Genomic DNA, 23,951 nt, shown 5'->3' on the forward strand with positions numbered 1-23,951 from the left:
AAAGGAGAGGCGCCATGCGCACTGTCATTTTGCGTCGCGGGCTGGTCGCTCTGTTTGCTGCGGCTGTGTCCTTCGGCGCCATCACCCAGGCTCAAGCCGAGACCTTGCGGATCGGTTACCAGAAATACGGCACCCTGGTGCTGCTCAAGGCCAAGGGTTCCTTGGAAAAACGCCTCGCCGCCCAAGGCGTGGACGTGCAATGGACGGAATTTCCCGGCGGCCCGCAGCTGCTTGAAGGCTTGAACGTCGGCTCCATCGATTTTGGCGTGACCGGCGAAACCCCACCGGTGTTTGCCCAGGCCGCAGGCGCCGACCTGCTCTATGTCGCCTACGAACCCCCGGCGCCCACCAGCGAAGCGATTCTCGTGCCGAAAGGCTCGGCCATTCAGTCGGTACAAGACCTCAAGGGCAAGAAAGTCGCGCTGAACAAAGGCTCCAACGTTCACTATCTGCTGGTGCGCGCACTGGAAGACGCCGGCCTCAAATATTCAGACATCCAAACGGTTTTCCTGCCACCGGCCGATGCCCGCGCGGCGTTCGAGCGGGGCAGCGTGGACGCCTGGGTGATCTGGGACCCGTACCAGGCAGCCGCCGAACAACAATTGCAGGCGCGCACCTTGCGTGACGGCAAAGGCATCGTCGACAACCACCAGTTCTACCTCGCGACCAAACCCTACGCGCAGAAAAATCCCCAGGTGATCACGGCCCTGGTGGAGGAAGTGCGGGCGGTGGGGGAGTGGTCCAAGGCCAATCCCGAGGACGTGACCCAGCAGGTCTCGCCGCTGCTCGGGCTGCCGGCGGATATCACCCTGACGTCGGTGAAGCGCCAAGGCTACGGCGCGTTGTTCCTCACGCCGGAAGTCGTCGCGGCCCAGCAGAAAATCGCCGACAGCTTCTACCAGCTCAAATTGATACCCAAGCCCTTGAGCATCAAGGACGTGATCTGGACGCCGCCGGCGACCGTTGCGAACGCGCAGTAATTCGATCCCTTAGGAGACCACTCCATGAGCCTCAACATTTTCTGGTTCCTGCCCACCCACGGCGACGGCCATTACCTTGGCACCGCTGAAGGCGCACGCGCCGTCGATCATGGTTACTTGCAACAAATCGCCCAAGCGGCAGATCGGCTGGGTTTTGGCGGCGTTTTGATTCCCACCGGGCGTTCCTGCGAAGACTCCTGGCTGGTGGCCGCTTCGCTGATTCCGGTGACCCAACGCCTGAAGTTTCTGGTTGCCCTGCGCCCCGGGATCATTTCCCCGACGGTGGCGGCGCGTCAGGCCGCGACGCTGGATCGTCTGTCCGGCGGGCGCGCGCTGTTCAATCTGGTGACCGGCGGTGACCCGGACGAACTGGCTGGCGATGGACTGTTCCTCGACCACGAACAGCGCTACCAAGCCTCGGTGGAGTTCACCCGCATCTGGCGACGGGTGTTGGAAGGTGAGACCGTCGATTACGACGGCGAGCACATCAGCGTGAAGGGCGCCAAGCTGCTCTATCCGCCAATCCAGCAACCGCGCCCGCCGCTGTATTTCGGCGGTTCGTCGGAAGCCGCCCAGGACCTGGCCGCCGAGCAGGTGGAAATGGTGCTGACCTGGGGCGAGCCGCCCGCGGCCGTCGCGCAGAAAATCGAACAGGTGCGAGCCAAGGCCGCGAAGCTCGGTCGTACCGTGCGCTTCGGCATTCGCCTGCATGTGATCGTGCGGGAAACCAACGCCGAAGCCTGGCAAGCGGCCGACCGCTTGATCTCCCATCTGGACGACGAAACCATCGCCCGTGCCCAGGCGTCCCTGGCGCGCTTCGACTCGGTGGGCCAGCAACGCATGGCCGCGTTGCACGGCGGTCGCCGCGACAAGTTGGAAGTCAGCCCCAACCTGTGGGCCGGGGTCGGCCTGGTGCGTGGCGGTGCCGGGACTGCGCTGGTGGGCGACGGCCCGACCGTGGCCGCGCGGGTCAAGGAATACGCCGAGCTGGGCATCGATACGTTCATCTTCTCGGGTTATCCACACCTGGAAGAGTCCTATCGGGTGGCGGAGTTGCTGTTCCCGCACCTGGATGTGGAACGCCCGGAACTGCCGAAAAGCCAGGGCTACGTGAGTCCGTTCGGTGAGATGGTCGCCAACGACATCCTGCCCAAAGCCGCGTCCCAGAGCTGAGGCGGCCATGAAGAAAGTTATCCACAACCTGGCGCCGTGGGCGGTGCCGCTGCTGTTGCTAGCGGTGTGGCAATTGTCGGTATCGGCCGGTTGGTTATCCACACGGATCCTGCCGGCACCGGTAGCGGTGATCGAGGCCGGGGTCAGCCTGGTGCGCAGCGGCGAGATCTGGACGCACTTGGCAATCAGCGGTTGGCGTGCGGCGGTGGGCTTCCTGATCGGCGGCGGCATCGGCCTGGCGCTGGGCTTCATCACCGGGTTGTCGAAATGGGGCGAGCGGCTGTTGGACAGCTCGGTGCAGATGGTGCGGAACGTGCCGCACCTGGCATTGATTCCCCTGGTGATCCTGTGGTTCGGCATCGACGAGTCGGCGAAGATTTTCCTGGTGGCGCTGGGCACGCTGTTTCCCATCTACCTCAATACTTACCACGGCATTCGCAACGTCGATCCGGCGCTGGTGGAAATGTCCCGCAGTTACGGCCTGTCCGGCTTCAGCCTGTTTCGCCAGGTGATCCTGCCGGGCGCCTTGCCTTCGATCCTGGTGGGGGTGCGTTTTGCCCTGGGCTTCATGTGGTTGACGCTGATCGTGGCGGAAACCATCTCGGCCAGTTCCGGCATCGGTTATCTGGCGATGAACGCTCGTGAGTTCCTGCAGACCGACGTGGTGGTGCTGGCGATTCTTCTGTACGCCGTGCTCGGCAAGCTGGCCGACCTCGCCGCCCGTGGCCTGGAACGGGTCTGGCTGCGCTGGCACCCGGCCTACCAGGTGAACAAGGGAGGTGCCGTATGACCGCCCAACAACCTCCGCGCTTGCTGCGGGGCATCCCGCTGGCAGTGCGCAATCTGCAAAAGACATTCGGCTCGCGGCAGGTATTGCGTGACATCGACCTGCATATCCCGGCCGGGCAGTTCGTCGCGGTAGTGGGGCGAAGCGGCTGCGGTAAAAGCACCTTGCTGCGCTTGCTGGCTGGTCTCGATCAACCCTCCGGCGGCCAGTTGTTGGCAGGCTCGGCGTCGCTGAGTGCTGCGCGTGAAGACACGCGGCTGATGTTCCAGGAAGCGCGACTGTTGCCGTGGAAAAAGGTCATCGACAACGTCGGCCTTGGCCTCAAGGGCGAATGGCGGCCGCAAGCCTTGCAAGCGCTCGACGCCGTCGGCCTGGCCGATCGCGCCCATGAATGGCCGGCGGCGTTGTCCGGCGGCCAGAAACAGCGAGTGGCCCTGGCCCGGGCGCTGATCCACCAGCCGCGCCTGCTGCTGCTCGACGAACCCTTGGGAGCGCTGGACGCCCTGACCCGGATCGAGATGCAGCAACTGATCGAGCGCCTGTGGCAGCAACACGGCTTCACCGTGCTGCTGGTCACTCACGATGTCAGCGAAGCGGTCGCGATTGCCGACCGGGTCATCCTGATCGAAGACGGCCAGGTCGGCCTCGACCTGGCCATCGACCTGCCACGCCCTCGCGCTCGCGGCTCGCATCGCTTGGCGAGCCTGGAAACCGAAGTCCTCAACCGCGTGCTGTCCTTGCCCGGCCAACCGCCGGAACCCGAGCCCGTTTCACCCTTGCCCACGCAGTTGCGTTGGGCTCAATAACTTCATCCAGACAGGAATCAATACCATGACTATCAAAGCCATCAACGTACGCAACCAGTTCAAAGGCACCATCAAGGAAATCGTCGAAGGCGACGTGCTGTCGGAAATCGACGTGCAGACCGCCTCGGGCATCGTCACCTCGGTCATCACCACCCGCTCGGTGAAAGAGCTGGAACTGGCGATCGGCAGCGAAGTGATTGCCTTCGTCAAATCAACGGAGGTGTCGATCGCCAAGTTGTGAGCGGTGTTTCACCCGCAGCCCCGGATGGCGTGAGCCCTTCGGGGCTTTTTTTGTGCTTCTAGGAGGTTTTAAAGGGATTTTAAATGCGCTTTATTTGTTATAAAGCGCTTTATAAGGATTCTTATCTCCATGTCATCGTATGCCTTCGATTTTTAAGGAGTGCTATAGTGCCTCTAATCTGGTTTAAACAGCCTTAGAGCGCCTCTTATGAACGATTTTTTCCCTATCGATTGCGCCGATAACCTTCAGGCGATTGGCTCGTTGGTCAAAAGCAGGCGCTTGGGAAATCGGCAGCGACAAAAAGATCTCGCCGCATCATTGGCTATTTCCGAGCGAACGGTGCGCAAAATCGAAGCGGGTGATCCTTCCGTGGAGTTGCGGTCGTTCATGCTGGTTTTATGGCAGTTAGGATTGACCCAGGAAGTCTTCCAGAGTCGCCAACACATTGAGACGTTATCGGTTACTTCGGCTCCGACACCGCGCAACGCCCGCGTGCGACTGACGAATGCCAAGGGGGACTTCTGATGGCCCGCGCCTAGTCCCCGAACAACGATCGCGCAGGTAACTTGATGGCCGGAGCGACCCGGCATCCATCCGAGGGCATCGGGCAGGAAACGTTGCCAACCCTGAAAGGTCTGGCGGCTTTTATCGACGCTACCGAAGCCATCTTCGATAACCAGCTGGATGAGGAGGCCATCAGGACTCTGCAATTGCGCAAGCAACGTTCCTCGCTGGGCGGTGCCAGGCCCAAGCGCACGTTGCAGGATGAGGGCGTATTGGTACTTGCCAAGCCGCGTGACCGTTATGACACCTGCGATGTTCCTGCGTTGGAACATGCCTGCATGACGTTCGCCGCGCTCAAAGGACTTCGCGTTGCGAAGACAGCGCTTTATGCCGGTACCCCGTCAACGCTGCTGGTGAAGCGATTCGACCGGTTTTCGATGGCCGAGGCCGGTCGCCGGATACCGATGCTGAGCGCGTTGACGCTGCTGGATGCCGATTGGCGCTCCAATGATCGAAGCACCTGGGTCTACGCCGGACTCGCCAACGAAATGAAACGCCGTGGCGCTCCGGACGAGGACCTGCAAGAGCTGTTCAAGCGCATGTGCTTCAACGCTTTGGTGGGGAACGACGATGACCATCCGAAAAACCACGCCATCCTCTGGCTCAAGGGCCGCTGGCGACTGGCACCGATGTATGACGTGGTGCCCGGGCTGGACGGGTCATCGCCGCCTTATCTCTCGATGGCGGTCGGTCGCCACGGGCGAATCATCACGCGAGAAAACCTGCTCAGTCACAGTGTGCATTTCGCCCTGACGCCTGCGCAGGCGGCCCAAGCCCTCGACGAGGTGACCAATTGGGAAGCTGAACTCAACGAGCATTACACACGCCTTTTGGACGGCGTCGAGTTGGAGTTGGCCGTTGCCGCTATCGGTGCCCACCGCATGAAAAGCTGAGCGGCGCGTCAGGCGGCGTCACGCTTGGGTAGATACGGTGGCAGATACAACCCCAGGTACGCGTCGAACACCCGCATGCCTTCTTCTGCCATGCGCGGGGTAATCTCGCCGTGCTGTTGGACCGAGCGGGCGTAGACGCGGTCGCCCAGTTCCATGGCCAAGGCAAACACATCGACGTCGGTGGGCAGCGCCGGCAGTTGGAAATGACGGGCGAAGACGGTGTGCATCAGCTCGCTCAGCTCCAAGTCATGCTGGCGGTCGGCCTGGGTGACTTCGGTCAGGCCGTGCTGGGCCAGGATCAGTTGGCGAGCGGCGGCGTCCTCGCTGTAGATCACCAGCATGCGCTGCTCCACCAGCCGCGACAGGTCGTGCCAGTGGTTCAGCGCGCCATGGTCGATCGGTGCTTGCAGGCAGGCGCGAAAGGCCGCGTGGACGTCGGCGGTCAAGGCTTCGAGCAGGGTCGGGACGCTGGCGAAGAAGTGGTAGACGGAAGAGGGCGGTATCTCGGCGCGTTCGGCGACGCTATAGATCGACAGGCTGGCCACGCCTTCGGCGGCAAGCAGCGTACGGGCGGCATCAAGAATGGTGTCGATCCGGGCCTGGCTGCGTGCGCGGGGTTTGCGAGGGGTGGCGATGCGCGTCATGGACGTCTCCTGCGGGGCTGGCGGGCATTGTACGCAGAGCGGGCGGATGGTCCATACCCGGACTTTTGAGCAGAGCAACTCCTGTGGCGAGGTAGCTTGCTCCCGCTGGGGTGCGAAGCAGCCCTGAAATCAGCCGCCGCCGTGGTTCAGGTTGACCGCTTCAGCATTTTTGGGGCTGCTGTGCAGCCCAGCGAGAGCAAGCTCCCTCGCCACGGGGGCTAAGCGCATAAAAAAACGCCGGAGGCGCTGAAGCCTGCGGCGTTTTTGTTCTATAGCAACCGCTTAAACGGTATGCAGGTACCAGTTGTACTCAAGGTCGGAGATGGAGTGTTCGAACTCTTCCAGCTCACTTTCCTTGCAGGCCACGAAGATATCGATGTATTTCGGATCGATGTACTTGGCCATGACTTCGCTGTCGTCCAGCTCGCGCAGGGCATCGCGCAGGTTGTTCGGCAGGCTTTGCTCGTTCTGCTCGTAGCTGTTGCCTTCGACCGGCGCGCCGGGCTCGATCTTGTTGATCAGGCCGTGATGCACGCCCGCCAGTACGGCTGCCATCAGCAGGTACGGGTTGGCGTCGGCACCGGCGACTCGGTGTTCCAGGCGCACGGCATCGGCAGAACCGGTCGGCACGCGCAAGGCAACGGTGCGGTTGTCCAAGCCCCAGGTCGGCGAGTTCGGCACGTAGAACTGTGCACCGAAACGACGGTAGGAGTTGACGTTCGGGCAGAGGAAAGCCATCTGCGCGGGCAGGGTCTCGAGCACACCGCCGATCGCGTGACGCAGTGCGGCGTTCTGCTCGGGATCCTCGCTGGCAAAGATATTCTTGCCGTCTTTGTCCAGGATCGAGATGTGGACGTGCAGGCCATTGCCCGCCTGGCCCGGATACGGCTTGGCCATGAACGTGGTGTCCATTTCATGGTCGTAGGCGATGTTTTTGATCAGTCGCTTGAGCAGTACCGCGTAGTCGCAAGCCTTGATCGGGTCGGCGACGTGGTGCAGGTTCACTTCGAACTGCGCCGGGGCACTTTCCTTGACGATGGCGTCGGCGGGAATGCCTTGCTCCTTCGCACCTTCCAGAATGTCCTGGAGGCAGTCGACGTATTCGTCGAGGTCATCGATCAGGTAGACCTGTGTCGAATGCGGGCGTTTGCCGGAGATCGGCGAGCGGGGCGGTTGCGGTCGGCCGTTCACGTTCTCCTGGTCGATCAGGTAGAACTCCAACTCGAACGCCGCGCAGATGGTCAGGCCTAGTTCATCGAACTTGGTCACGACCTGGCGCAGGACTTCACGCGGATCGGCAAAGAAGGGTTCGCCTTCCAGTTCGTGCATGGTCATCAGCAGTTGCGCAGTCGGGCGCTTCTGCCAGGGTTCGTTGCTCAGAGTGCCGGGGATGGGATAGCAGATGCGGTCGGCATCGCCGATGTCCAGGCCCAGGCCGGTGCTTTCCACCGTCGAGCCGTTGATATCCAGGGCAAATAGAGAGGCCGGCAGGTTGATGCCTTTCTCGTAAACCTTGTGGAGGCTGGTGCGTTCGATGCGCTTGCCGCGCACCACACCATTCATATCCGCAATCAGAAGGTCAACGTACAGAACCTCAGGATGTTCCTTAAGGAACGCGTTCGCTTCGTTAAGCTGAACGGCACGCGGGGGTACCGACATGATGCAACACCTTTGTTGTTAAAAATATCAATCATTGATCTCTTCGAAAGCCAGTCAACCCGAACGGCATGCCGAAGTCAAGCAGGGCCTTTTTTGCCCTAAAAAAGCACCTGTGGGGCTTTTTTGAGGCAATTTGGGGCGTTTTTTTCCCTTTGAGGGGCTTGGCGCCCGCAGGCTTGAGCGGGCCGTGTTGTATTTTTTACGGGGGTGTTGTGTAAAAAAATGAACAAGGCTAAGCTCGATTCAAACCCATAACAGCAATAATACCGGGGTGCTTCATGTCTCGCCTGCCGTTAATCGGCGTCACCACCTGCTCCAAGCAGATCGGTTTGCATGCGTATCACACCACTGGCGACAAATACGCCCGGGCTGTCGCAACAGCCGCCAAGGGCCTGCCAGTGTTGATCCCCTCACTGGCGGATCTGTTCGCACCGTCCGATATTCTGGACGCCCTGGACGGTATTCTCTTTACCGGCTCTCCTTCCAATGTAGAACCTTTTCACTACCAAGGCCCGGCCAGTTCGCCAGGCACTGCTCATGATCCTGCACGGGACGCCACCACCCTTCCGCTGATCCGCGCCGCTGTCGAGGCGGGCGTTCCGGTGCTGGGCGTTTGCCGGGGGTTCCAGGAGATGAACGTAGCCTTTGGCGGCAGCCTGCATCAGAAAGTTCACGAAGTCGGAACCTTTATCGATCATCGTGAAGACGACACCCAACCGGTGGAGATTCAATACGGCCCGGCCCACGTCGTGCTTATCCAGCCTGGCGGCGTCCTTGCGGGCCTGGGCCTGCCGCCGCAGATCGACGTCAACTCGATTCACAGCCAGGGCATCGAACGCCTGGCACCGGGGCTGCGGGCCGAAGCATTGGCGCCGGATGGCCTGGTCGAGGCCGTCTCGGTTGTACAAGGCAAGGCTTTTGCTTTAGGTGTGCAATGGCACCCGGAATGGGCGGTAGGCTCTAATCCGTACTATCTTGCGATTTTCCAGGCATTTGGCGATGCCTGCCGAGCAAGGGCAACACAACGCGACGCCGATGCGTCAAACAACGCCTGACTTCTAATAGCAGCCAGGAAACTCACGCCTAGAGGCATTTATGAGTAACAACCTCGACCAGCTCACCGATTGGTTGAAAGACCACAAGATCACAGAAGTCGAATGCATGATTGGCGACCTGACCGGCATCACCCGGGGCAAGATCTCGCCGACCAACAAGTTCATCGCCGAAAAAGGCATGCGCCTGCCCGAGAGCGTCCTGCTCCAGACCGTCACGGGAGACTATGTCGAAGACGACATCTATTACGAACTGCTCGACCCTGCCGACATCGACATGATGTGCCGCCCGGACGAAAACGCAGTCTTCCTGGTGCCGTGGGCCATCGAGCCCACCGCCCAGGTGATCCATGACTCCTACGACAAGCAGGGCAACCCCATCGAGCTGTCGCCGCGCAACGTATTGAAGAAGGTGCTCAAGCTCTACGCCGACAAGGGCTGGCAGCCGATTGTCGCGCCGGAAATGGAGTTCTACCTGACCAAGCGCAGCGACGACCCGGACTTTCCGCTGCAACCGCCGATTGGCCGCTCCGGCCGCCCGGAAACCGGCCGCCAGTCTTTCTCGATCGAAGCGGCCAACGAATTCGACCCGCTGTTCGAAGACGTCTATGACTGGTGTGAATTGCAGGAGTTGGACCTTGACACGCTGATCCACGAGGACGGCACCGCGCAGATGGAAATCAACTTCCGTCACGGCGACGCGCTATCCCTGGCCGACCAGATCCTGGTGTTCAAGCGCACCATGCGCGAGGCGGCGCTCAAGCACGACGTGGCCGCCACGTTCATGGCCAAGCCCATGACCGGCGAGCCGGGCAGCGCGATGCACCTGCACCAGAGCATCATCGACAAGGAAACCGGCAAGAACGTCTTCTCCAATGAAGACGGAACCATGAGCGATCTGTTCCTGCACCACATCGGTGGCCTGCAGAAATTCATCCCCGAGCTGCTGCCGCTGTTCGCGCCCAACGTCAACTCGTTCCGCCGCTTCCTGCCCGATACCTCGGCGCCCGTGAACGTGGAGTGGGGCGAGGAGAACCGCACCGTCGGCCTGCGCGTGCCCGATGCCGGGCCGCAGAACCGCCGTGTGGAAAACCGCTTGCCGGGCGCCGACGCCAACCCGTACCTGGCGATTGCCGCCAGCCTGTTGTGCGGCTACATCGGCATGGTCGAAGGCATCAACCCGAGCGCGCCCGTGGTGGGCCGAGGGTATGAGCGCCGTAACCTGCGCCTGCCGCTGACCATCGAAGATGCCCTGGAGCGCATGGAAAACAGCACCACCATCGAGAAGTACCTGGGCAAGAAATTCATCACGGGCTACGTCGCGGTCAAACGGGCCGAGCATGAAAACTTCAAGCGCGTCATCAGTTCGTGGGAGCGGGAATTCCTGCTCTTTGCCGTCTGATCCGCCGGGCGGGGCTGCCACAGGCCCCGCCCCCAATGGAATAAAAGGAGAATTCGCATGACCCGCAACAACCCGCAAACCCGTGAATGGCAGGCCCTGAGCAACGACCATCACCTCGCGCCCTTCAGCGATTTCAAACAGCTCAAAGAGAAAGGCCCGCGCATCATCACCCACGCCAAGGGCGTGTACCTCTGGGACAGTGAAGGCAACAAGATCCTCGACGGCATGGCTGGCCTCTGGTGTGTGGCCGTCGGCTACGGTCGCGATGAACTGGCGGACGCCGCCAGCCAACAGATGCGTGAGCTGCCGTACTACAACCTGTTCTTCCAGACCGCCCACCCGCCGGTACTGGAATTGTCCAAGGCCATCGCCGATATCGCCCCGGAAGGCATGAACCATGTGTTCTTCACCGGCTCCGGCTCGGAAGGCAACGACACCATGTTGCGCATGGTCCGCCACTACTGGGCGATCAAGGGCCAGCCGAACAAGAAAGTCATCATCAGCCGCAAGAACGGTTATCACGGTTCGACCGTGGCCGGCGCGAGCCTGGGCGGCATGACTTATATGCACGAGCAAGGCGACCTGCCGATCCCGGGCATCGTTCACATCGCCCAGCCGTACTGGTTCGGCGAAGGTGGCGACATGAGCCCTGAAGAGTTCGGCATCTGGGCTGCCAACCAATTGGAAGAAAAAATCCTCGAAATCGGCGTCGACAATGTCGGTGCGTTCATTGCCGAGCCGATCCAGGGCGCGGGTGGGGTGATCGTGCCGCCGGACAGCTACTGGCCGCGCATGAAGGAAATCCTCGCCAAGTACGACATCCTGTTCGTGGCCGATGAAGTGATCTGCGGTTTCGGGCGCACCGGTGAGTGGTTCGGTACCGACTTCTACGGGTTGCAGCCGCACATGATGACTATCGCCAAGGGCCTGACCTCCGGCTATATCCCCATGGGTGGCCTGATCGTGCGCGATGACGTGGTCGCGGTGCTCAACGAAGGTGGCGATTTCAACCACGGCTTCACCTATTCCGGTCACCCGGTGGCCGCCGCGGTGGCTCTGGAAAACATCCGCATCCTGCGTGAAGAAAAGATCATCGAGCGTGTCCACGGCGAAACGGCACCCTATTTGCAGCAGCGCCTGCGGGAACTGAACGATCATCCGCTGGTGGGTGAAGTGCGCGGTGTCGGTTTGCTGGGGGCGATCGAACTGGTCCAGGACAAGGCCACGCGCAAACGCTACGAAGGCAAGGGCGTGGGCATGATCTGCCGGCAGTTCTGCTTCGATAACGGGCTGATCATGCGCGCGGTGGGTGACACCATGATCATTGCGCCGCCGCTGGTGATCAGCAAGGCCGAGATCGACGAATTGGTGACCAAGGCGCGGCAATGCCTGGACCTGACGCTCAGTGCGTTGCAGGGCTAAGTGCTAGGCTCTGAGCGAGGTGCCTGTGGGGGCCTCGCCCAGTGTGAATAAAAGGCTGGGCTTGTGTTGAAAGCCTGGCCTGTAACTTGCCAGACTACCGGCCGTTCAAGTTGCCCGCGAGCTGGTTACTGAACAGTGGCTAAGAAGAATAACTGGAGCATTTTTTCATGAAGGCATTAGGTATGAAGATAGCTGGCAAGACCCTCCTCGCCATGTCCCTGGCGGGCCTGATGGCGGGCGCCGTCCAGGCGGACGACAAAGTGCTGCACGTCTATAACTGGTCCGACTACATCGCGCCGGACACGGTTGCCAAGTTCGAGAAAGAGACGGGGATCAAGGTCGTCTACGACGTGTTTGACAGCAACGAGACGCTGGAAGCCAAGTTGCTGGCCGGCAAGTCCGGCTACGACGTCGTGGTGCCGTCGAACAACTTCCTCGCCAAGCAGATCAAGGCCGGCGTCTATCAGGAGCTGGACAAGTCCAAGCTGCCTAACTGGAAGAACCTAGACACCGACCTGCTCAAGGCCGTCGGAGACGCCAGCGACCAGGGCAACAAGCACGCCTTCCCTTACATGTGGGGCACCATCGGCATCGGTTACAACCCCGAGAAGGTCAAGGCCGCGTTGGGCGTCGACAAGATCGATTCCTGGGACACCCTGCTCAAGCCTGAGAACATCGCCAAGCTCAAGAGCTGCGGCGTGAGCTTCCTCGATTCGCCAACCGAAATGATCCCGGTGGCCCTGCATTACCTCGGTTATCCAACCGACAGCCAGGACAAGAAACAACTGGCCGAAGCCGAAGCACTGTTCCTCAAGCTGCGCCCATCGATCGGTTACTTCCACTCTTCCAAATACATCTCGGACCTGGCCAACGGCAACATCTGCGTGGCCGTGGGCTACTCGGGTGATATCGAGCAATCGAAGAGCCGCGCTGCCGAAGCTGGCGGCAAAGTGAAAGTGGCCTACACCATTCCGAAGGAAGGTGCCGGTTCGTTCTACGACATGGTCGCCATTCCCAAGGATGCCGAGAACGTCGAAGCCGCTTACAAGTGGATGAACTTCATCATGCAGCCGGAAATCATGGCTGAGATCACCGACAACGTGCGTTTCCCGAACGGCAACAAGGCCGCCACCCCGCTGGTGGACAAGGAAATCTCCGGTGACCCAAGCATTTATCCATCGGACGAAGTGAAAGCCAAGTTGTACGCCATCAGCGACCTGCCGCCTGCGACCCAGCGGCTGCTGACCCGCAGTTGGACCAAGATCAAGTCCGGTAAATAAGCCGGCTTGAAGCCGTCTCCCGTTGTTGCGGTCATCGCGACGGCGACAACGGGAGCAATTAAATAACTAAAAGTTTTGCTGGATCGGTTTATCGAGGGTAAGTTGCGCGCCGGTTTTGTTGCAGGGCAGTTCATTTGCCCGGTGACGGGGGCAACTTGGGCCCAACTATTTAAGAGGACCTCCACGTGCCTGTCTTTTCTTTGTTGCGCAACGCCTTGCTGGTCGGTGCCGGCCTGACACTCGCTGTCAGTGTCCAGGCGGCCTCCACCGTGCATATTTATAACTGGTCGGACTACATCGGCGAATCCACGCTGGCGGACTTCGAGAAAGCCACCGGGATCAAGCCGGTCTATGACGTGTTCGATTCCAACGAAACCCTGGAAGGCAAGTTGCTGGCCGGTCGCACCGGTTACGACGTGGTCGTGCCGTCCAACCACTTCCTGGGCAAGCAGATCAAGGCCGGGGCGTTCCAGAAGCTCGACAAGTCCCAGCTGACCAACTATGCCAACCTTGATCCCCTGTTGCTCAAGCGCCTGGAAAAGAATGACCCGGGAAACCAATACGCCGTGCCTTACCTGTGGGGCACCAACGGCATCGGCTACAACGTCGAGAAGATCAAGGCCGTCCTGGGCGTCGACAAGATTGATTCGTGGGCCATGCTGTTCGAGCCGGAAAACATCAAGAAGCTGTCCAGCTGCGGCGTTTCGTTCCTCGATTCGGGCGACGAGATGATCCCGGCGATGCTCAATTACCTGGGCCTGGACCCCAACAGCCAGAACCCTGAAGACTACAAGAAGGCCGAGGCCCAGCTCCTCAAGATCCGGCCTTACGTGACCTACTTCAATTCCTCCAAGTACATCTCCGACCTGGCCAACGGCAACATCTGCGTGGCCGCCGGGTTCTCCGGCGACATCTTCCAGGCCCGCTCCCGTGCCAGCGAAGCCGGCAAGGGCATCGAAATCGCCTACGTGATCCCCAAGGAAGGCGGCAACCTCTGGTTCGACATGCTGGCGATCCCGCGCGACGCCACCAACGTCAAGGAGGCCCATGCATTCATCAACTACGTGCTCAAGCCTGAGGTTATCGCCCAGGTCAGCGACGTGGTTGGTTATGCCAACCCGAACCCCAAGGCTGGCGAACTGATGGACCAGAAAGTACGCACTGACGAAGCGGTTTATCCACCGCAAGCGGTCGTCGACAAGCTCTACGTCAACTCCGAGTTGCCGCCCAAGATCCAACGACTCATGACCCGCAGCTGGACCAAGGTCAAGTCGGGTAAATAGCGTTCAACGCTCTAACTTTCAGAAGGTTCGCCCGTCTTGGGCGAGCTGCAAATTTTGTGGGAGTTTCGTAAATGGCAGTTGCCTCCGGCGCCTATAAGAAAGCCCTCGAGGGCGACCAGACACCCAAGCAGGTGCTGGTCAAAATCGACCGGGTCACGAAGAAGTTCGACGAGACGATTGCCGTGGACGACGTGTCCCTGGAAATCAAGAAAGGCGAGATATTCGCCTTGCTCGGCGGTTCGGGATCGGGCAAGTCCACCTTGCTGCGCATGCTGGCAGGTTTCGAGCGGCCCACGGAGGGGCGGATTTTCCTCGATGGCGTGGACATCACCGACATGCCGCCCTATGAGCGGCCAATCAACATGATGTTCCAGTCCTACGCCTTGTTCCCGCACATGACGGTGGCGCAGAACATCGCCTTCGGCCTGCAACAGGACAAGATCCCGAAAGCCGAGATCGATGCTCGCGTGGCCGAGATGCTCAAGCTGGTGCAGATGAGCCAGTACGCCAAGCGCAAGCCGCACCAGCTCTCCGGCGGCCAGCGCCAGCGCGTGGCCCTGGCCCGTTCCCTGGCGAAGCGGCCGAAGCTGCTACTGCTCGATGAGCCGATGGGCGCCCTGGACAAGAAGCTGCGCTCGCAGATGCAACTTGAGCTGGTGGAAATCATCGAGCGGGTCGGTGTGACCTGCGTGATGGTGACCCACGACCAGGAAGAGGCCATGACCATGGCCGAGCGCATCGCGATCATGCACCTGGGCTGGATCGCCCAGATCGGCAGCCCGATCGACATCTACGAAACCCCGACCAGCCGCCTGGTCTGCGAGTTCATCGGCAACGTCAACATCTTCGAGACCGAAGTGGTGGACGACGCCGAAGGCCACGCGGTGCTGACCTGCAAGGACCTGGACCGCAGCATCTACGTTGGCCACGGCATCAGCACCTCGGTGCAGGACAAGTCGGTGACCTACGCTATTCGCCCGGAAAAACTGCTGGTCACCTCCGAGCAGCCGACCTGCGAGCACAACTGGTCCAGTGGCAAGGTCCATGACATCGCCTACCTGGGTGGCCATTCGGTGTTCTACGTCGAGTTGCCAAGCGGCAAGCTGGTGCAGTCGTTCGTCGCCAACGCCGAACGCCGCGGCCAGCGTCCGACCTGGGGCGACCAGGTGTTCGTCTGGTGGGAAGACGACAGCGGCGTGGTGCTTCGCTCATGAACATGCGCAAATTCAAACGCCGACTCGCCCGAATAACGCCCGGTGGCCGTCAAATGGTCATCGGGGTGCCCTTCATCTGGTTATTCCTGTTCTTCATGCTGCCGTTCTTCATCGTATTGAAGATCAGTTTTGCCGAAGCCGACGTGGCGATTCCGCCGTACACCGAGATCTACAGCTACGTCGATCAGAAATTGCAGGTGCTGCTCAATCTCGCCAACTACGTGATGTTGAGCGAGGACGAGCTGTACATAGCCGCTTACCTCGGCTCGCTGAAGATGGCTCTGATCAGCACCGTCTTGTGCCTGCTGATCGGCTATCCGATGGCCTACGGTATCGCCAACGCCCGCAAAGAGATGCAGACGGTGCTGGTGCTGCTGATCATGATGCCGACCTGGACCGCCATCCTGATCCGCGTCTATGCGTGGATGGGCATCCTCAGCAACAACGGCTTGCTCAACGGTTTCCTGATGAGCATGGGCTGGATCAGCGAGCCGCTGCAAATCCTCAATACCAACCTGGCGGTCTACATCGGCGTGGTTTATTCCTACCTGCCGTTCATGATCCTGCCGCTGTACGCCAACTTGGTGAAGCATGACGCCAGCCTGCTGGAAGCCGCGTCGGACCTGGGCTCGAGCACTTTCAACAGCTTCTGGAAAATCACCGTGCCGCTGTCCAAGAACGGCATCATCGCCGGCTGCATGCTGGTGTTCATCCCCGTGGTGGGCGAGTTCGTGATCCCTGAACTGCTGGGTGGCCCGGAAACCCTGATGATCGGCAAAGTGCTGTGGCAGGAATTCTTCAACAACCGTGACTGGCCGGTGGCATCCGCCCTGGCGGTGGTGATGCTGGCGATCCTGATCGTTCCAATCATCCTGTTCAACCGCAGTCAGGCCAAAGAAATGGAGGGCAAGGAATGAAGCGCTTCAGTTTTTCAAGCCTGATGCTGGTGCTGGGTCTGCTGTTCATCTACGCACCGATGGTGATCCTGGTGATCTTCTCGTTCAACGCCTCGAAACTGGTGACGGTGTGGGGCGGCTGGTCGGTCAAGTGGTACGTCGGCCTGCTGGACAACAGCCAACTGATGGGCTCGGTGATGCGCTCGCTGGAAATCGCCTGCTACACCGCGATTGCCGCGGTAGCCCTGGGCACGCTGGCGGCCTTCGTGCTGACCCGCATCACTCACTTCAAGGGCCGCACGCTGTTCGGTGGCCTGGTCACCGCGCCATTGGTGATGCCTGAAGTGATCACCGGCCTGTCGTTGCTGCTGCTGTTCGTGGCCATGGCGCAGATGATCGGTTGGCCCCAGGAACGTGGCATCGTCACGATCTGGATCGCCCACACGACGTTCTGCGCGGCCTATGTGGCGGTGGTGGTGTCGGCGCGCTTGCGTGAGCTGGACCTGTCCATCGAAGAGGCGGCCATGGACCTCGGTGCGCGGCCGTGGAAGGTGTTCTTCCTGATCACCATCCCGATGATCGCGCCTTCGTTGGCGGCGGGCGGCATGATGTCGTTCGCGCTGTCCCTCGACGACCTGGTGCTGGCGAGCTTCGTTTCCGGCCCTGGCTCGACCACGTTGCCGATGGAAGTCTTCTCGGCGGTGCGCCTGGGGGTCAAGCCGGAAATCAACGCGGTGGCGAGCCTGATCCTGCTGGCGGTGTCCCTGGTGACCTTCCTGGTCTGGTACTTCAGCCGCCGCGCCGAAGAAAATCGCAAGCGGGCGATCCAGCAAGCCATCGAGGAAAGCGCCGCCGACTCCTGGAAACAACCGGAAGTCCGCCGGGCGGAGACCGCTTCGGCCTGAGATCGGCACAGAGCCAGGAGTGTGGGAGCGAGCTTGCTCGCGATAGCGGTGTGGCAGTCGATGCAGGTGTTGACGGTCAGGCCGCTTTCGCGAGCAAGCTCGCTCCCACAGGGTTCTGTGTGGTGTCCGTGAACTTGTGGCCTGGCTCGGATCCTGTGTGGGAGCGAGCTTGCTCGCGATAGCGGTGTGGCAGTCGATGCAGCTTTTGACGGTCAGGCCGCCTTCGCGAGCAGGCTCGCTCCCACAGGTTTTTATGGCGTTCATAGGTCGCTGGTCAGGCGTAGACCCCATGTGGGAGCGAGCCTGCTCGCGAAGGCGGTGTTCAGGCTGGCTATGAATTCCAAGGCGAGTTGCGGATCACTTCGACGAAATTCATCGGCTTGAACTCCGGCTCCTGATCCTTCAGCACATCGGTCTTCACATTGCCAAACGTGGTCTGCGGACGGTGCCGCAAGCCGTCGGCGAAGGCGCAGATGATGCATTCCTTGAAGCCTTCCCCACGGGGATGTGCATGCACCACGGCCTCGCGCTGTGCGGCGGGGAACGCGGCGTAATCCATGCCCAGCACGTCCATTTCCACACCTGCCGTCACCAGGGCGACGTTGGGGCGCAGGTGCTTTGGCACGCCGGGCGTGGTGTGCAGCGCAATCGACAGCCACACTTGCTCAATGTCGTCGTCGCTCAATCCGTAGGGTTTCAGAAATGCCGCGGCCGCATTCGCGCCGTCCACCTCGAAACGCTCATCGTCGCTGCGATAACCTTCCACCAGCCCGATATCGTGGAACATTGCGCCGACATACAGCAGCTCCGGATCGTAAGCCAATTGCTGGCGCTGGCCGCTCAACGCGCCGAACAGGAACACCCGGCGGGAATGGTGGTACAGCAGGTCCGATTCAATGTCGCGAATATATTCGGTGGTGGCCCGGGCGAGGGCGCTGTCGGGGATCCGGATGCCGGCGATGCTGTTCATGCTGCTCTCCTCTTCGCGGTGCGCCATGGCGGCGCTGAGGGTTTCAGTCTGTTCGCCGGGGTATGGCGCAGCAATCGCGCCATGGCTGCGATTACGGCCAATGAACTCGGGTTTCATGCCATCTGGCTTCTGCGCGCCGGATTGGCTAGGGTTCGGTGGTCAACCCGGACAGGTCAGCCAGAATCATGGAAATATCCGTCGCCATCGTGGTGTTCACGGGCGCCCAGTCCTTGGACGTCAGCGGCCCCATGGATGTGTTCTGCGAAGCCAATCGCTTCCTCGCCGCCCAGGATCACTATCGGCTGCAAGTGATCGGCGTCGAGCGCGGTGCCACGTCATGCTCCAACGGAATGTCCCTCAATCCCCACTACCATTTCAGCGAAGCGACAGAGGCGTACGACTTGTTGCTGGTCGCAGGCGGGCCGCAGTTGCCATTCATGGATTTTGGCCCGGCGTTCAATGCCTGGCTGCGCGAGGCCAGTGCCCGGGCGCGGCGCTTCGGTTCGATCTGCAACGGCGCGTTCATGCTGGCCCGGGCGGGATTGCTCGGGGGGCGCACCGTCACCACCCACTGGGGCGATGCATCGGCGCTGGCGCAGATGTGCCCCTCGACCCGGGTCGAAGCCGATCGGCTGTACGTGCAGGACGGCGAGCTCTATACCTCGGCGGGCGTTACGGCAGGAATCGACCTGTCGCTGTTCCTGCTGGCGCAGGACCACGGGCCGGACGTGGCACTGAATGTCGCCAAGCGGCTGGTGGTGTTCACCCAGCGCTCAGGCGGTCAATCGCAGTTCAGTCCGTTCCTCGCGCCACATGCCGAGCCGACCTCCACCGTGGCCCAAGTCCAGGCGTACGTGCTGGCGAATCTCAACGGTCACTTGGGCATCGCCGACCTCGCCAAGGCGGCGAACATGAGCCCACGCAATTTTTCCCGGGTGTTCAGCCGAGAGGCGAAGGTCACGCCGGCGGAGTTCGTCGAGCAGGCCCGGGTGGACGCGGCGCGTGTGATGCTGGAAAGCACTCGGGCACCGCTCAAGACCGTGGCGTACCAATGCGGCTTTCGCGATGCCCAACACATGCGCAGCGTATTCAATCGGCGGTTGGGCGTGACGCCGCAACAGTTCAGGTTGAATTTCACCGCGATGCTTTGAGCTCATTTTTTCAGGGCGTCATGGGCCTCCAGCGCCCGCAGGGAATAGATATAAGCCGCGCCGGCATTCAGCGAAACCGCTGTCGCCAGGGTGGCGGCGATTTCTTCGCGGGTCGCGCCGGCCTTGATCGCGGCGTCGGTGTGCACGCCGATGCAGCCGTCACAACGGGTGGTGATCGCCACGGCGATGGAGATCAGTTCGCGGGTCTTGGCGTCGAGCACGTCGTTTTCGGCGGCGGCTTCATCCAGGGCCATGTAGGCCTTGACCATTTTCGGATTGCTTTTGCCCAGGGCACCAAAGGCGCTCTTGATGGTAGGCAGCAGCTCGGACCAGTTATTGAACATTGCATGGACTCCTTTGAGATAAACCGGGTTTGGCTCTTGTAGTCTTGACCATCAATGGCGATCGAGCCTGCAGGTGGTCGAAAAGATTTACTCCGCCCTGGCGGGTAGCAACTTCAACGTTCCGCGAGTGTTGGCCGTGACCTCTTCTTCGGCCAGGTGCGCCTGGTGGTACAGCCCCTCGATGTAGGCTTCGGCCTGGTCCTCGTAGTGCTTGTCGAATGGCACGCCGCTCTGGCCCACGGGGTTGATGGTGACGCTGTGGGTCGGGTCGGCGAAGTCGATGATGCGCCGGGTGGAGGGGCCATAAGTCACCGGCCAGGGCGCCGGACCGATCCTCGCCGAGAGGTTGTTCGGCACTTCATGGGTGCCGGGGGCGGCGAATGGGCCGACGTTGAAAATCCGGTCCAGCGGTTTCTGCTGGCCCAGCGGATGGCCGTGGGTCAGCGTGTGAGCCTGGCCCCACTGCCATTGGCTGGCGTCCTCGCCCAAGGTGGCCTTCAGGTGCAGCAGGGTCCGGTGCCAGGCCTTGATGACCATGTCGGCACGGGTTTCGGTGCCCAGCGTCGAACGGTCGTCCCACCAGGGCGAATCCTTGGCGGCGGCCAGGCGGGGGAGCGCGGCGTCAATCACGCGGGTCGACAATACGGTGTCGAAAAAACCGTCCCCCAGTTCATCGCGCAGGGCGACATCGGCCAAGTCGAACAGGAACTGGTTGAACAGCGTGGCGCTGACGGAATCCAGCGGGTAGTCGCCGTTCCATTCAGCCAGTTGCTCCACCCACTTGCGCTCCTGCGGGTCGCTGACCGCTTCGCGCAAAATCGGCAACAACGGCGCAAGCAGGCGCGGACCGTAGCCAGTGGCGGTGCCCAATTGCAGCTTCTGAGTGGTCTGGATGTCCCATTTGGCCTGCTTCTCACTCAACTGCCGGTCGAGTTGCTGGCCGCGGTCGGCGAGGTTGTAGTAGCCCGGAATTTCGATCCCGCTGGCCGCCACCGGCTGGAAATTCGCCGAGAGGATATAGCCCCGGGCCGGGTTCTCTTCCTGAGGATTGCTGCTGAACGGGTAGAAACCGTCTTTATCCGCTTCGGTGCTGCTGCCGTCGAGAATGAAGCCGGGCTTCACGCCAACCGGCCGCTTGGGCAATTGGGCCGCGGCCCACCAGCCGATATCGCCCTTGGCATTGGCCCAGACCACATTCAGGCCGGGCGCGTGGATCTTGGCCGACGCACCGCGAGCCTTGGCCAAGGTGTCGGCACGGTTGAGCTGGTAGAACGCCTCGAGGATCGGGTTGCGGCTTTCCAGGAACCCCCACCACATGGCGATCGGCGTCTTGCCGGCGTTGGCGCCGAGGGCATCGTTGACGATCGGCCCATGGGGCGACCGGCGCAGCACCAGTGTCACGGGTGCTTGGCCCTTCACGGCGATCTGCTGTTCGCTGCGGGTCATGTCCACCCATCGGTCGTGGTACCAGACCTGTTCGGGGTTGTCCGGGTTGACCTTCTCGGCGACCAGGTCCAAGTCATCGTTCTGGAACATGGTGATGCTCCAGCCGAAATCCTTGTTCATGCCCAGCGTGGCAAACGGCAGCAGGGCCTGGTACTGGCCGTAGAGTTCGAACCCCGGCGCGGACAGGTGCGCCTCGTACCACACCGCCGGCGCGGAAAAGCGGATATGCGGATCGCCGGCCAGCAACGGCTTGCCACTCTGGGTGCGACTGCCGGAGACCGCCCAGGCGTTGCTGCCTTCGAACTGCGGCAGGCCATTGTCGGCCAAGGCCTGCTCGCTCAGGCGCGCCAGGGCGTTGAGGTCTTTCCAGTCGCTGGCGGTCAGGGTCGGACCGCTAGCCGGGCCCTGTTGCAGCACGCCTTGGGGCTGCCAGTCGAGGTCGAAAATATTCAGGTAATCGGCCCCGAGCCGGTCACGAACATAGGTCAGCAGGGGTTCGGTGCGAAAGGCCGCGGCAAAGCTGTAGGCCATGTAGCCGACAACGCTGGCGGTGTCTTCGGCGGTGAAGGGACGCTTGGGAATGCCCAGCACATCGAACTCCAGCGGCCGGGTATGGGTTTGCTGATAGGTGTTGATGCCGTCCAGGTACGCCTGCGTCGCGACCCAGGCCGGTGACTGTCGATCCTGCTCGGCGACGTAGCTGGCGGCGCGCTCGCGGATGCGCAGGCTGCGCATCAGCTTGTCGGTGTCGAGCAGCTTCGGCCCGAGGATTTCCGCCAGCTCGCCCCGGGCGAGGCGGCGCATGATTTCCATCTGGAACAGCCGGTCCTGGGCATGGACATAACCCAGGGCGCGGTACAGGTCGGTTTCGTTCTCGGCGCGGATGTGCGGCACGCCGCGTTCGTCATAGCGCACCGTCACCGAGCCCTGCAGCCCCTGCAACTGCACCGTGCCCTGGCGGGTCGGCTGCTTGCTGTAGAGGTAGCCGCCCGCGACGATGACGGCAGTGACGATCAGCGACAGGAAGGCGACGAGGGTGCGTTTCATGGTTGATCCTTATTCGAATGACAGCGGTCCCATGATCTTGCTGCTGATTCCCTGTTTAACATGCAATCGCGTGCCGGTGCATCGTTCCTCGGTGGGATATCTGCGGCCTTACTGTTTGCTTGACGTGTCCTGGGCCCACGGACAATAACAACCCACCGCCATGGTGTGGGTCGCGTCGACTTGCCGGCCGACACTCAACGCTTCGAGAATCGGTTCGATAAAGCTGTTGCTCGAGTTGCACGTCAGGCCCTCGCTGTAAGGACCGACATACGCCAGCTTGCCAGCGCGATCCCAGATCGCCACGGCGGGGCTGGCGGGAATCTGCCCCGAGCCCGGCAACGCTGCCAGGGGCTTGAGGTGGGTCAGATTGGTGGGCAGGTGCCCTTGGCTGCCTGTTTTCTGAACCGCATAGAACTCGACCCCTTGGGCTGCGTATTTGTCGACCAGCTCGGAAAGGTGTTGCTGGTTGCCGACGTTGCACGGGCAGGCAGGATCCCAGAAGTGCACCAGGCGGATCGCGCCGGGGCCGGCCAGGTCGGGAGGCAGGCGCAGAGGATCGCCGGAAAACACCGCGGTATGTTGGCTGAACGCCCTGAGGAAGCGCCCCTGGAACCAGTCGTAGGCGAACCACAGCACGGCGGCGCACCCGAGGGCGATGAGGCTGGCAAGCAAGGTCGTGCGGTGGGACGAGCGCATGGAGTCGATCCTCTGAAGCGGCGTAGCTTGCCATGCCTGGCGCGACAGATGAATATCGCAGGCTTATAAAGCCTGTTTCGCGCGATGCGCTTTTGCCTGGACTCTTGATGCCTGCCTCTTTCGACCCCGATCACCTGCGCGCCAGCCTGCAACCCCTGGCGCAATGGCAACCCCTTTCTGCGCAAGCGCAGGCCTATCAGCGCTTCTATGGGCTGGATTTCCCGGCACGTACCTTGCGCCGAGGCTTGGGACGGTTCGAGCGCGCCGGGTTCGAGCTGGTGGGCCAGGTGTGGTGGCCGGAAAAGGCCGTGGCGACGTTGTTCCTTTTCCACGGTTATTACGACCATATGGGACTGTATCGGCACCTCATCGAATGGGCGCTCGAACAGCAATTCGTGGTTATCAGCTGCGACTTGCCGGGCCACGGCCTGTCAGGCGGAGAGCGCGCCAGCATCGGCGATTTCGCCGACTACCAGGCGACGCTGCAAGGCCTGCTGGCCGAAGCCGCAACGCTGGATTTGCCGCAACCCTGGCACCTGTGCGGACAAAGCACCGGCGGGGCGATCGTGGTCGACCATGTGCTCAACCAGGGCGCGCAAAGTCCGGCCCAAGGCCAGGTCATCCTGTTGTCGCCCCTGGTGCGACCTCGTGCCTGGGGCTGGTCACGCCTCAGTTATTACCTGCTCAAGCCGTTCGTGACTGGCATCGCCCGACGCTTCAGCGAGAACTCCACCGATCCGGATTTCCTGCCATTCCTGCAGGCCGACCCGCTGCAACCGCTGCGCCTGCCCACCGCGTGGGTCGGCGCGCTGGCGCAATGGATCAAGCGTATCGAGGCGGCGCCGAGCAGCCCGCGCCAGCCGCTGATCGTGCAGGGGCAGGCGGACATGACGGTGGATTGGCGGCATAATCTGGAGGTGTTACGCGGTAAGTTCGATCGACCACAGGTGTTGATGCTGCCTGAAGGACGGCATCACCTGGCGAACGAGGCGCTGGTGATTCGGCAGGAGATGTTTGGGTTCTTGACCAAGCGGATGAGCCGGGATCGGCGGTGACTGAGCTACCGTCAATCGCGAGCAAGCTCGCTCCCACAATG

At 61.5% G+C, this 23,951-nt stretch carries 23 protein-coding genes; 17 read left to right on the plus strand and 6 right to left on the minus strand.

What is annotated here, in order from left to right:
• Positions 1-14 precede the first annotated feature (14 nt).
• The 7 genes from FHK92_RS11255 to FHK92_RS11285 all read left to right on the plus strand — a co-directional run bounded on the left by FHK92_RS11255 (position 15) and on the right by FHK92_RS11285 (position 5,444).
• The gene (locus FHK92_RS11255; RefSeq protein WP_181288136.1) at positions 15-980 is read left to right on the plus strand and encodes a sulfonate ABC transporter substrate-binding protein; all 966 of its coding nucleotides are present in this window, start codon (positions 15-17) and stop codon (positions 978-980) included.
• 24 nt (positions 981-1,004) lie between these two features.
• On the plus strand, positions 1,005-2,153 hold the full coding sequence (gene ssuD / locus FHK92_RS11260) for an FMNH2-dependent alkanesulfonate monooxygenase (RefSeq protein WP_181288137.1): 1,149 nt from the start codon (positions 1,005-1,007) through the stop codon (positions 2,151-2,153).
• Between the two features lie 7 nt (positions 2,154-2,160).
• Positions 2,161-2,943 (plus strand): aliphatic sulfonate ABC transporter permease SsuC, encoded by a 783-nt coding sequence (gene ssuC, locus FHK92_RS11265; protein ID WP_181288138.1) that lies wholly within the window; start codon positions 2,161-2,163, stop codon positions 2,941-2,943.
• Entirely contained in the window at positions 2,940-3,746 is an 807-nt protein-coding gene (ssuB, locus tag FHK92_RS11270; protein WP_181288139.1) for an aliphatic sulfonates ABC transporter ATP-binding protein, read from the plus strand. The genes ssuC and ssuB overlap by 4 nt, the downstream gene beginning before the upstream one ends.
• Positions 3,747-3,771: 25 nt before the next feature.
• Positions 3,772-3,987: a TOBE domain-containing protein gene (locus tag FHK92_RS11275; RefSeq protein ID WP_003177394.1), complete on the plus strand. Its 216-nt coding sequence runs from the start codon at positions 3,772-3,774 to the stop codon at positions 3,985-3,987.
• 207 nt (positions 3,988-4,194) lie between these two features.
• Positions 4,195-4,512 carry an XRE family transcriptional regulator gene (locus FHK92_RS11280; protein WP_181288140.1) on the plus strand — a complete coding sequence of 106 codons (318 nt, stop codon included), beginning with the start codon at positions 4,195-4,197 and terminating at the stop codon, positions 4,510-4,512.
• A gap of 44 nt (positions 4,513-4,556) precedes the next feature.
• The gene (locus FHK92_RS11285; protein ID WP_181288141.1) at positions 4,557-5,444 is read left to right on the plus strand and encodes a HipA domain-containing protein; all 888 of its coding nucleotides are present in this window, start codon (positions 4,557-4,559) and stop codon (positions 5,442-5,444) included.
• Positions 5,445-5,452: 8 nt separating this feature from the next.
• Here FHK92_RS11285 and FHK92_RS11290 read toward each other — a convergent pair whose 3' ends face one another.
• Positions 5,453-6,088 (minus strand): TetR/AcrR family transcriptional regulator, encoded by a 636-nt coding sequence (locus FHK92_RS11290; protein WP_181288142.1) that lies wholly within the window; start codon positions 6,086-6,088, stop codon positions 5,453-5,455.
• Between the two features lie 282 nt (positions 6,089-6,370).
• Positions 6,371-7,747 carry a glutamine synthetase family protein gene (locus FHK92_RS11295; protein ID WP_181288143.1) on the minus strand — a complete coding sequence of 459 codons (1,377 nt, stop codon included), beginning with the start codon at positions 7,745-7,747 and terminating at the stop codon, positions 6,371-6,373.
• Positions 7,748-8,025: 278 nt separating this feature from the next.
• Between FHK92_RS11295 and FHK92_RS11300 the strand changes: the two genes are divergently transcribed.
• From FHK92_RS11300 to FHK92_RS11335, 8 genes are all read left to right on the plus strand, one after another.
• Complete coding sequence (locus FHK92_RS11300; RefSeq protein WP_181288144.1) at positions 8,026-8,802, plus strand: gamma-glutamyl-gamma-aminobutyrate hydrolase family protein; 777 nt, start codon at positions 8,026-8,028, stop codon at positions 8,800-8,802.
• A 40-nt stretch (positions 8,803-8,842) separates the two neighbouring features.
• On the plus strand, positions 8,843-10,201 hold the full coding sequence (locus FHK92_RS11305) for a glutamine synthetase family protein (RefSeq protein ID WP_030138097.1): 1,359 nt from the start codon (positions 8,843-8,845) through the stop codon (positions 10,199-10,201).
• A 57-nt stretch (positions 10,202-10,258) separates the two neighbouring features.
• The gene (locus FHK92_RS11310; protein ID WP_181288145.1) at positions 10,259-11,623 is read left to right on the plus strand and encodes an aspartate aminotransferase family protein; all 1,365 of its coding nucleotides are present in this window, start codon (positions 10,259-10,261) and stop codon (positions 11,621-11,623) included.
• 182 nt (positions 11,624-11,805) lie between these two features.
• On the plus strand, positions 11,806-12,903 hold the full coding sequence (locus FHK92_RS11315; RefSeq protein WP_181288279.1) for a polyamine ABC transporter substrate-binding protein: 1,098 nt from the start codon (positions 11,806-11,808) through the stop codon (positions 12,901-12,903).
• Positions 12,904-13,088: 185 nt separating this feature from the next.
• Entirely contained in the window at positions 13,089-14,186 is a 1,098-nt protein-coding gene (locus FHK92_RS11320) for a polyamine ABC transporter substrate-binding protein (RefSeq protein WP_181288146.1), read from the plus strand.
• A gap of 71 nt (positions 14,187-14,257) precedes the next feature.
• On the plus strand, positions 14,258-15,400 hold the full coding sequence (locus tag FHK92_RS11325) for an ABC transporter ATP-binding protein (RefSeq protein WP_030138093.1): 1,143 nt from the start codon (positions 14,258-14,260) through the stop codon (positions 15,398-15,400).
• A complete protein-coding gene (locus FHK92_RS11330; protein ID WP_181288147.1) occupies positions 15,397-16,317 on the plus strand; it encodes an ABC transporter permease subunit in 921 nt (306 codons plus the stop codon). Before FHK92_RS11325 ends, FHK92_RS11330 begins: the two co-directional genes overlap by 4 nt.
• Positions 16,314-17,201, plus strand: a complete 888-nt coding sequence (locus FHK92_RS11335) for an ABC transporter permease subunit (protein WP_181288148.1) — start codon at positions 16,314-16,316, stop codon at positions 17,199-17,201. Before FHK92_RS11330 ends, FHK92_RS11335 begins: the two co-directional genes overlap by 4 nt.
• A 331-nt stretch (positions 17,202-17,532) precedes the next feature.
• Here the strand turns inward: FHK92_RS11335 and FHK92_RS11340 are convergent, their stop codons facing one another.
• Complete coding sequence (locus FHK92_RS11340; RefSeq protein ID WP_181288280.1) at positions 17,533-18,171, minus strand: HD domain-containing protein; 639 nt, start codon at positions 18,169-18,171, stop codon at positions 17,533-17,535.
• Positions 18,172-18,356: 185 nt separating this feature from the next.
• Here FHK92_RS11340 and FHK92_RS11345 point away from each other — a divergent pair, with 185 nt between their 5' ends.
• Positions 18,357-19,322, plus strand: coding sequence for a GlxA family transcriptional regulator (locus FHK92_RS11345; RefSeq protein ID WP_181288149.1), 966 nt, complete (start codon positions 18,357-18,359; stop codon positions 19,320-19,322).
• Positions 19,323-19,324: 2 nt separating this feature from the next.
• On the opposite strand, the gene FHK92_RS11350 is transcribed toward FHK92_RS11345, so the two are convergent.
• From FHK92_RS11350 to FHK92_RS11360, 3 genes are all read right to left on the minus strand, one after another.
• Positions 19,325-19,666, minus strand: a complete 342-nt coding sequence (locus FHK92_RS11350; protein WP_003206631.1) for a carboxymuconolactone decarboxylase family protein — start codon at positions 19,664-19,666, stop codon at positions 19,325-19,327.
• A gap of 87 nt (positions 19,667-19,753) precedes the next feature.
• Entirely contained in the window at positions 19,754-22,159 is a 2,406-nt protein-coding gene (locus FHK92_RS11355) for a penicillin acylase family protein (protein WP_181288150.1), read from the minus strand.
• Between the two features lie 108 nt (positions 22,160-22,267).
• Entirely contained in the window at positions 22,268-22,855 is a 588-nt protein-coding gene (locus tag FHK92_RS11360; RefSeq protein ID WP_181288151.1) for a DUF6436 domain-containing protein, read from the minus strand.
• 107 nt (positions 22,856-22,962) lie between these two features.
• Here FHK92_RS11360 and FHK92_RS11365 point away from each other — a divergent pair, with 107 nt between their 5' ends.
• Positions 22,963-23,910, plus strand: coding sequence for an alpha/beta hydrolase (locus FHK92_RS11365; protein WP_181288152.1), 948 nt, complete (start codon positions 22,963-22,965; stop codon positions 23,908-23,910).
• The last annotated feature ends 41 nt before the right edge of the window (positions 23,911-23,951 follow it).

This window comes from Pseudomonas brassicacearum subsp. neoaurantiaca, assembly GCF_013608025.1.
Lineage (GTDB): Bacteria > Pseudomonadota > Gammaproteobacteria > Pseudomonadales > Pseudomonadaceae > Aquipseudomonas.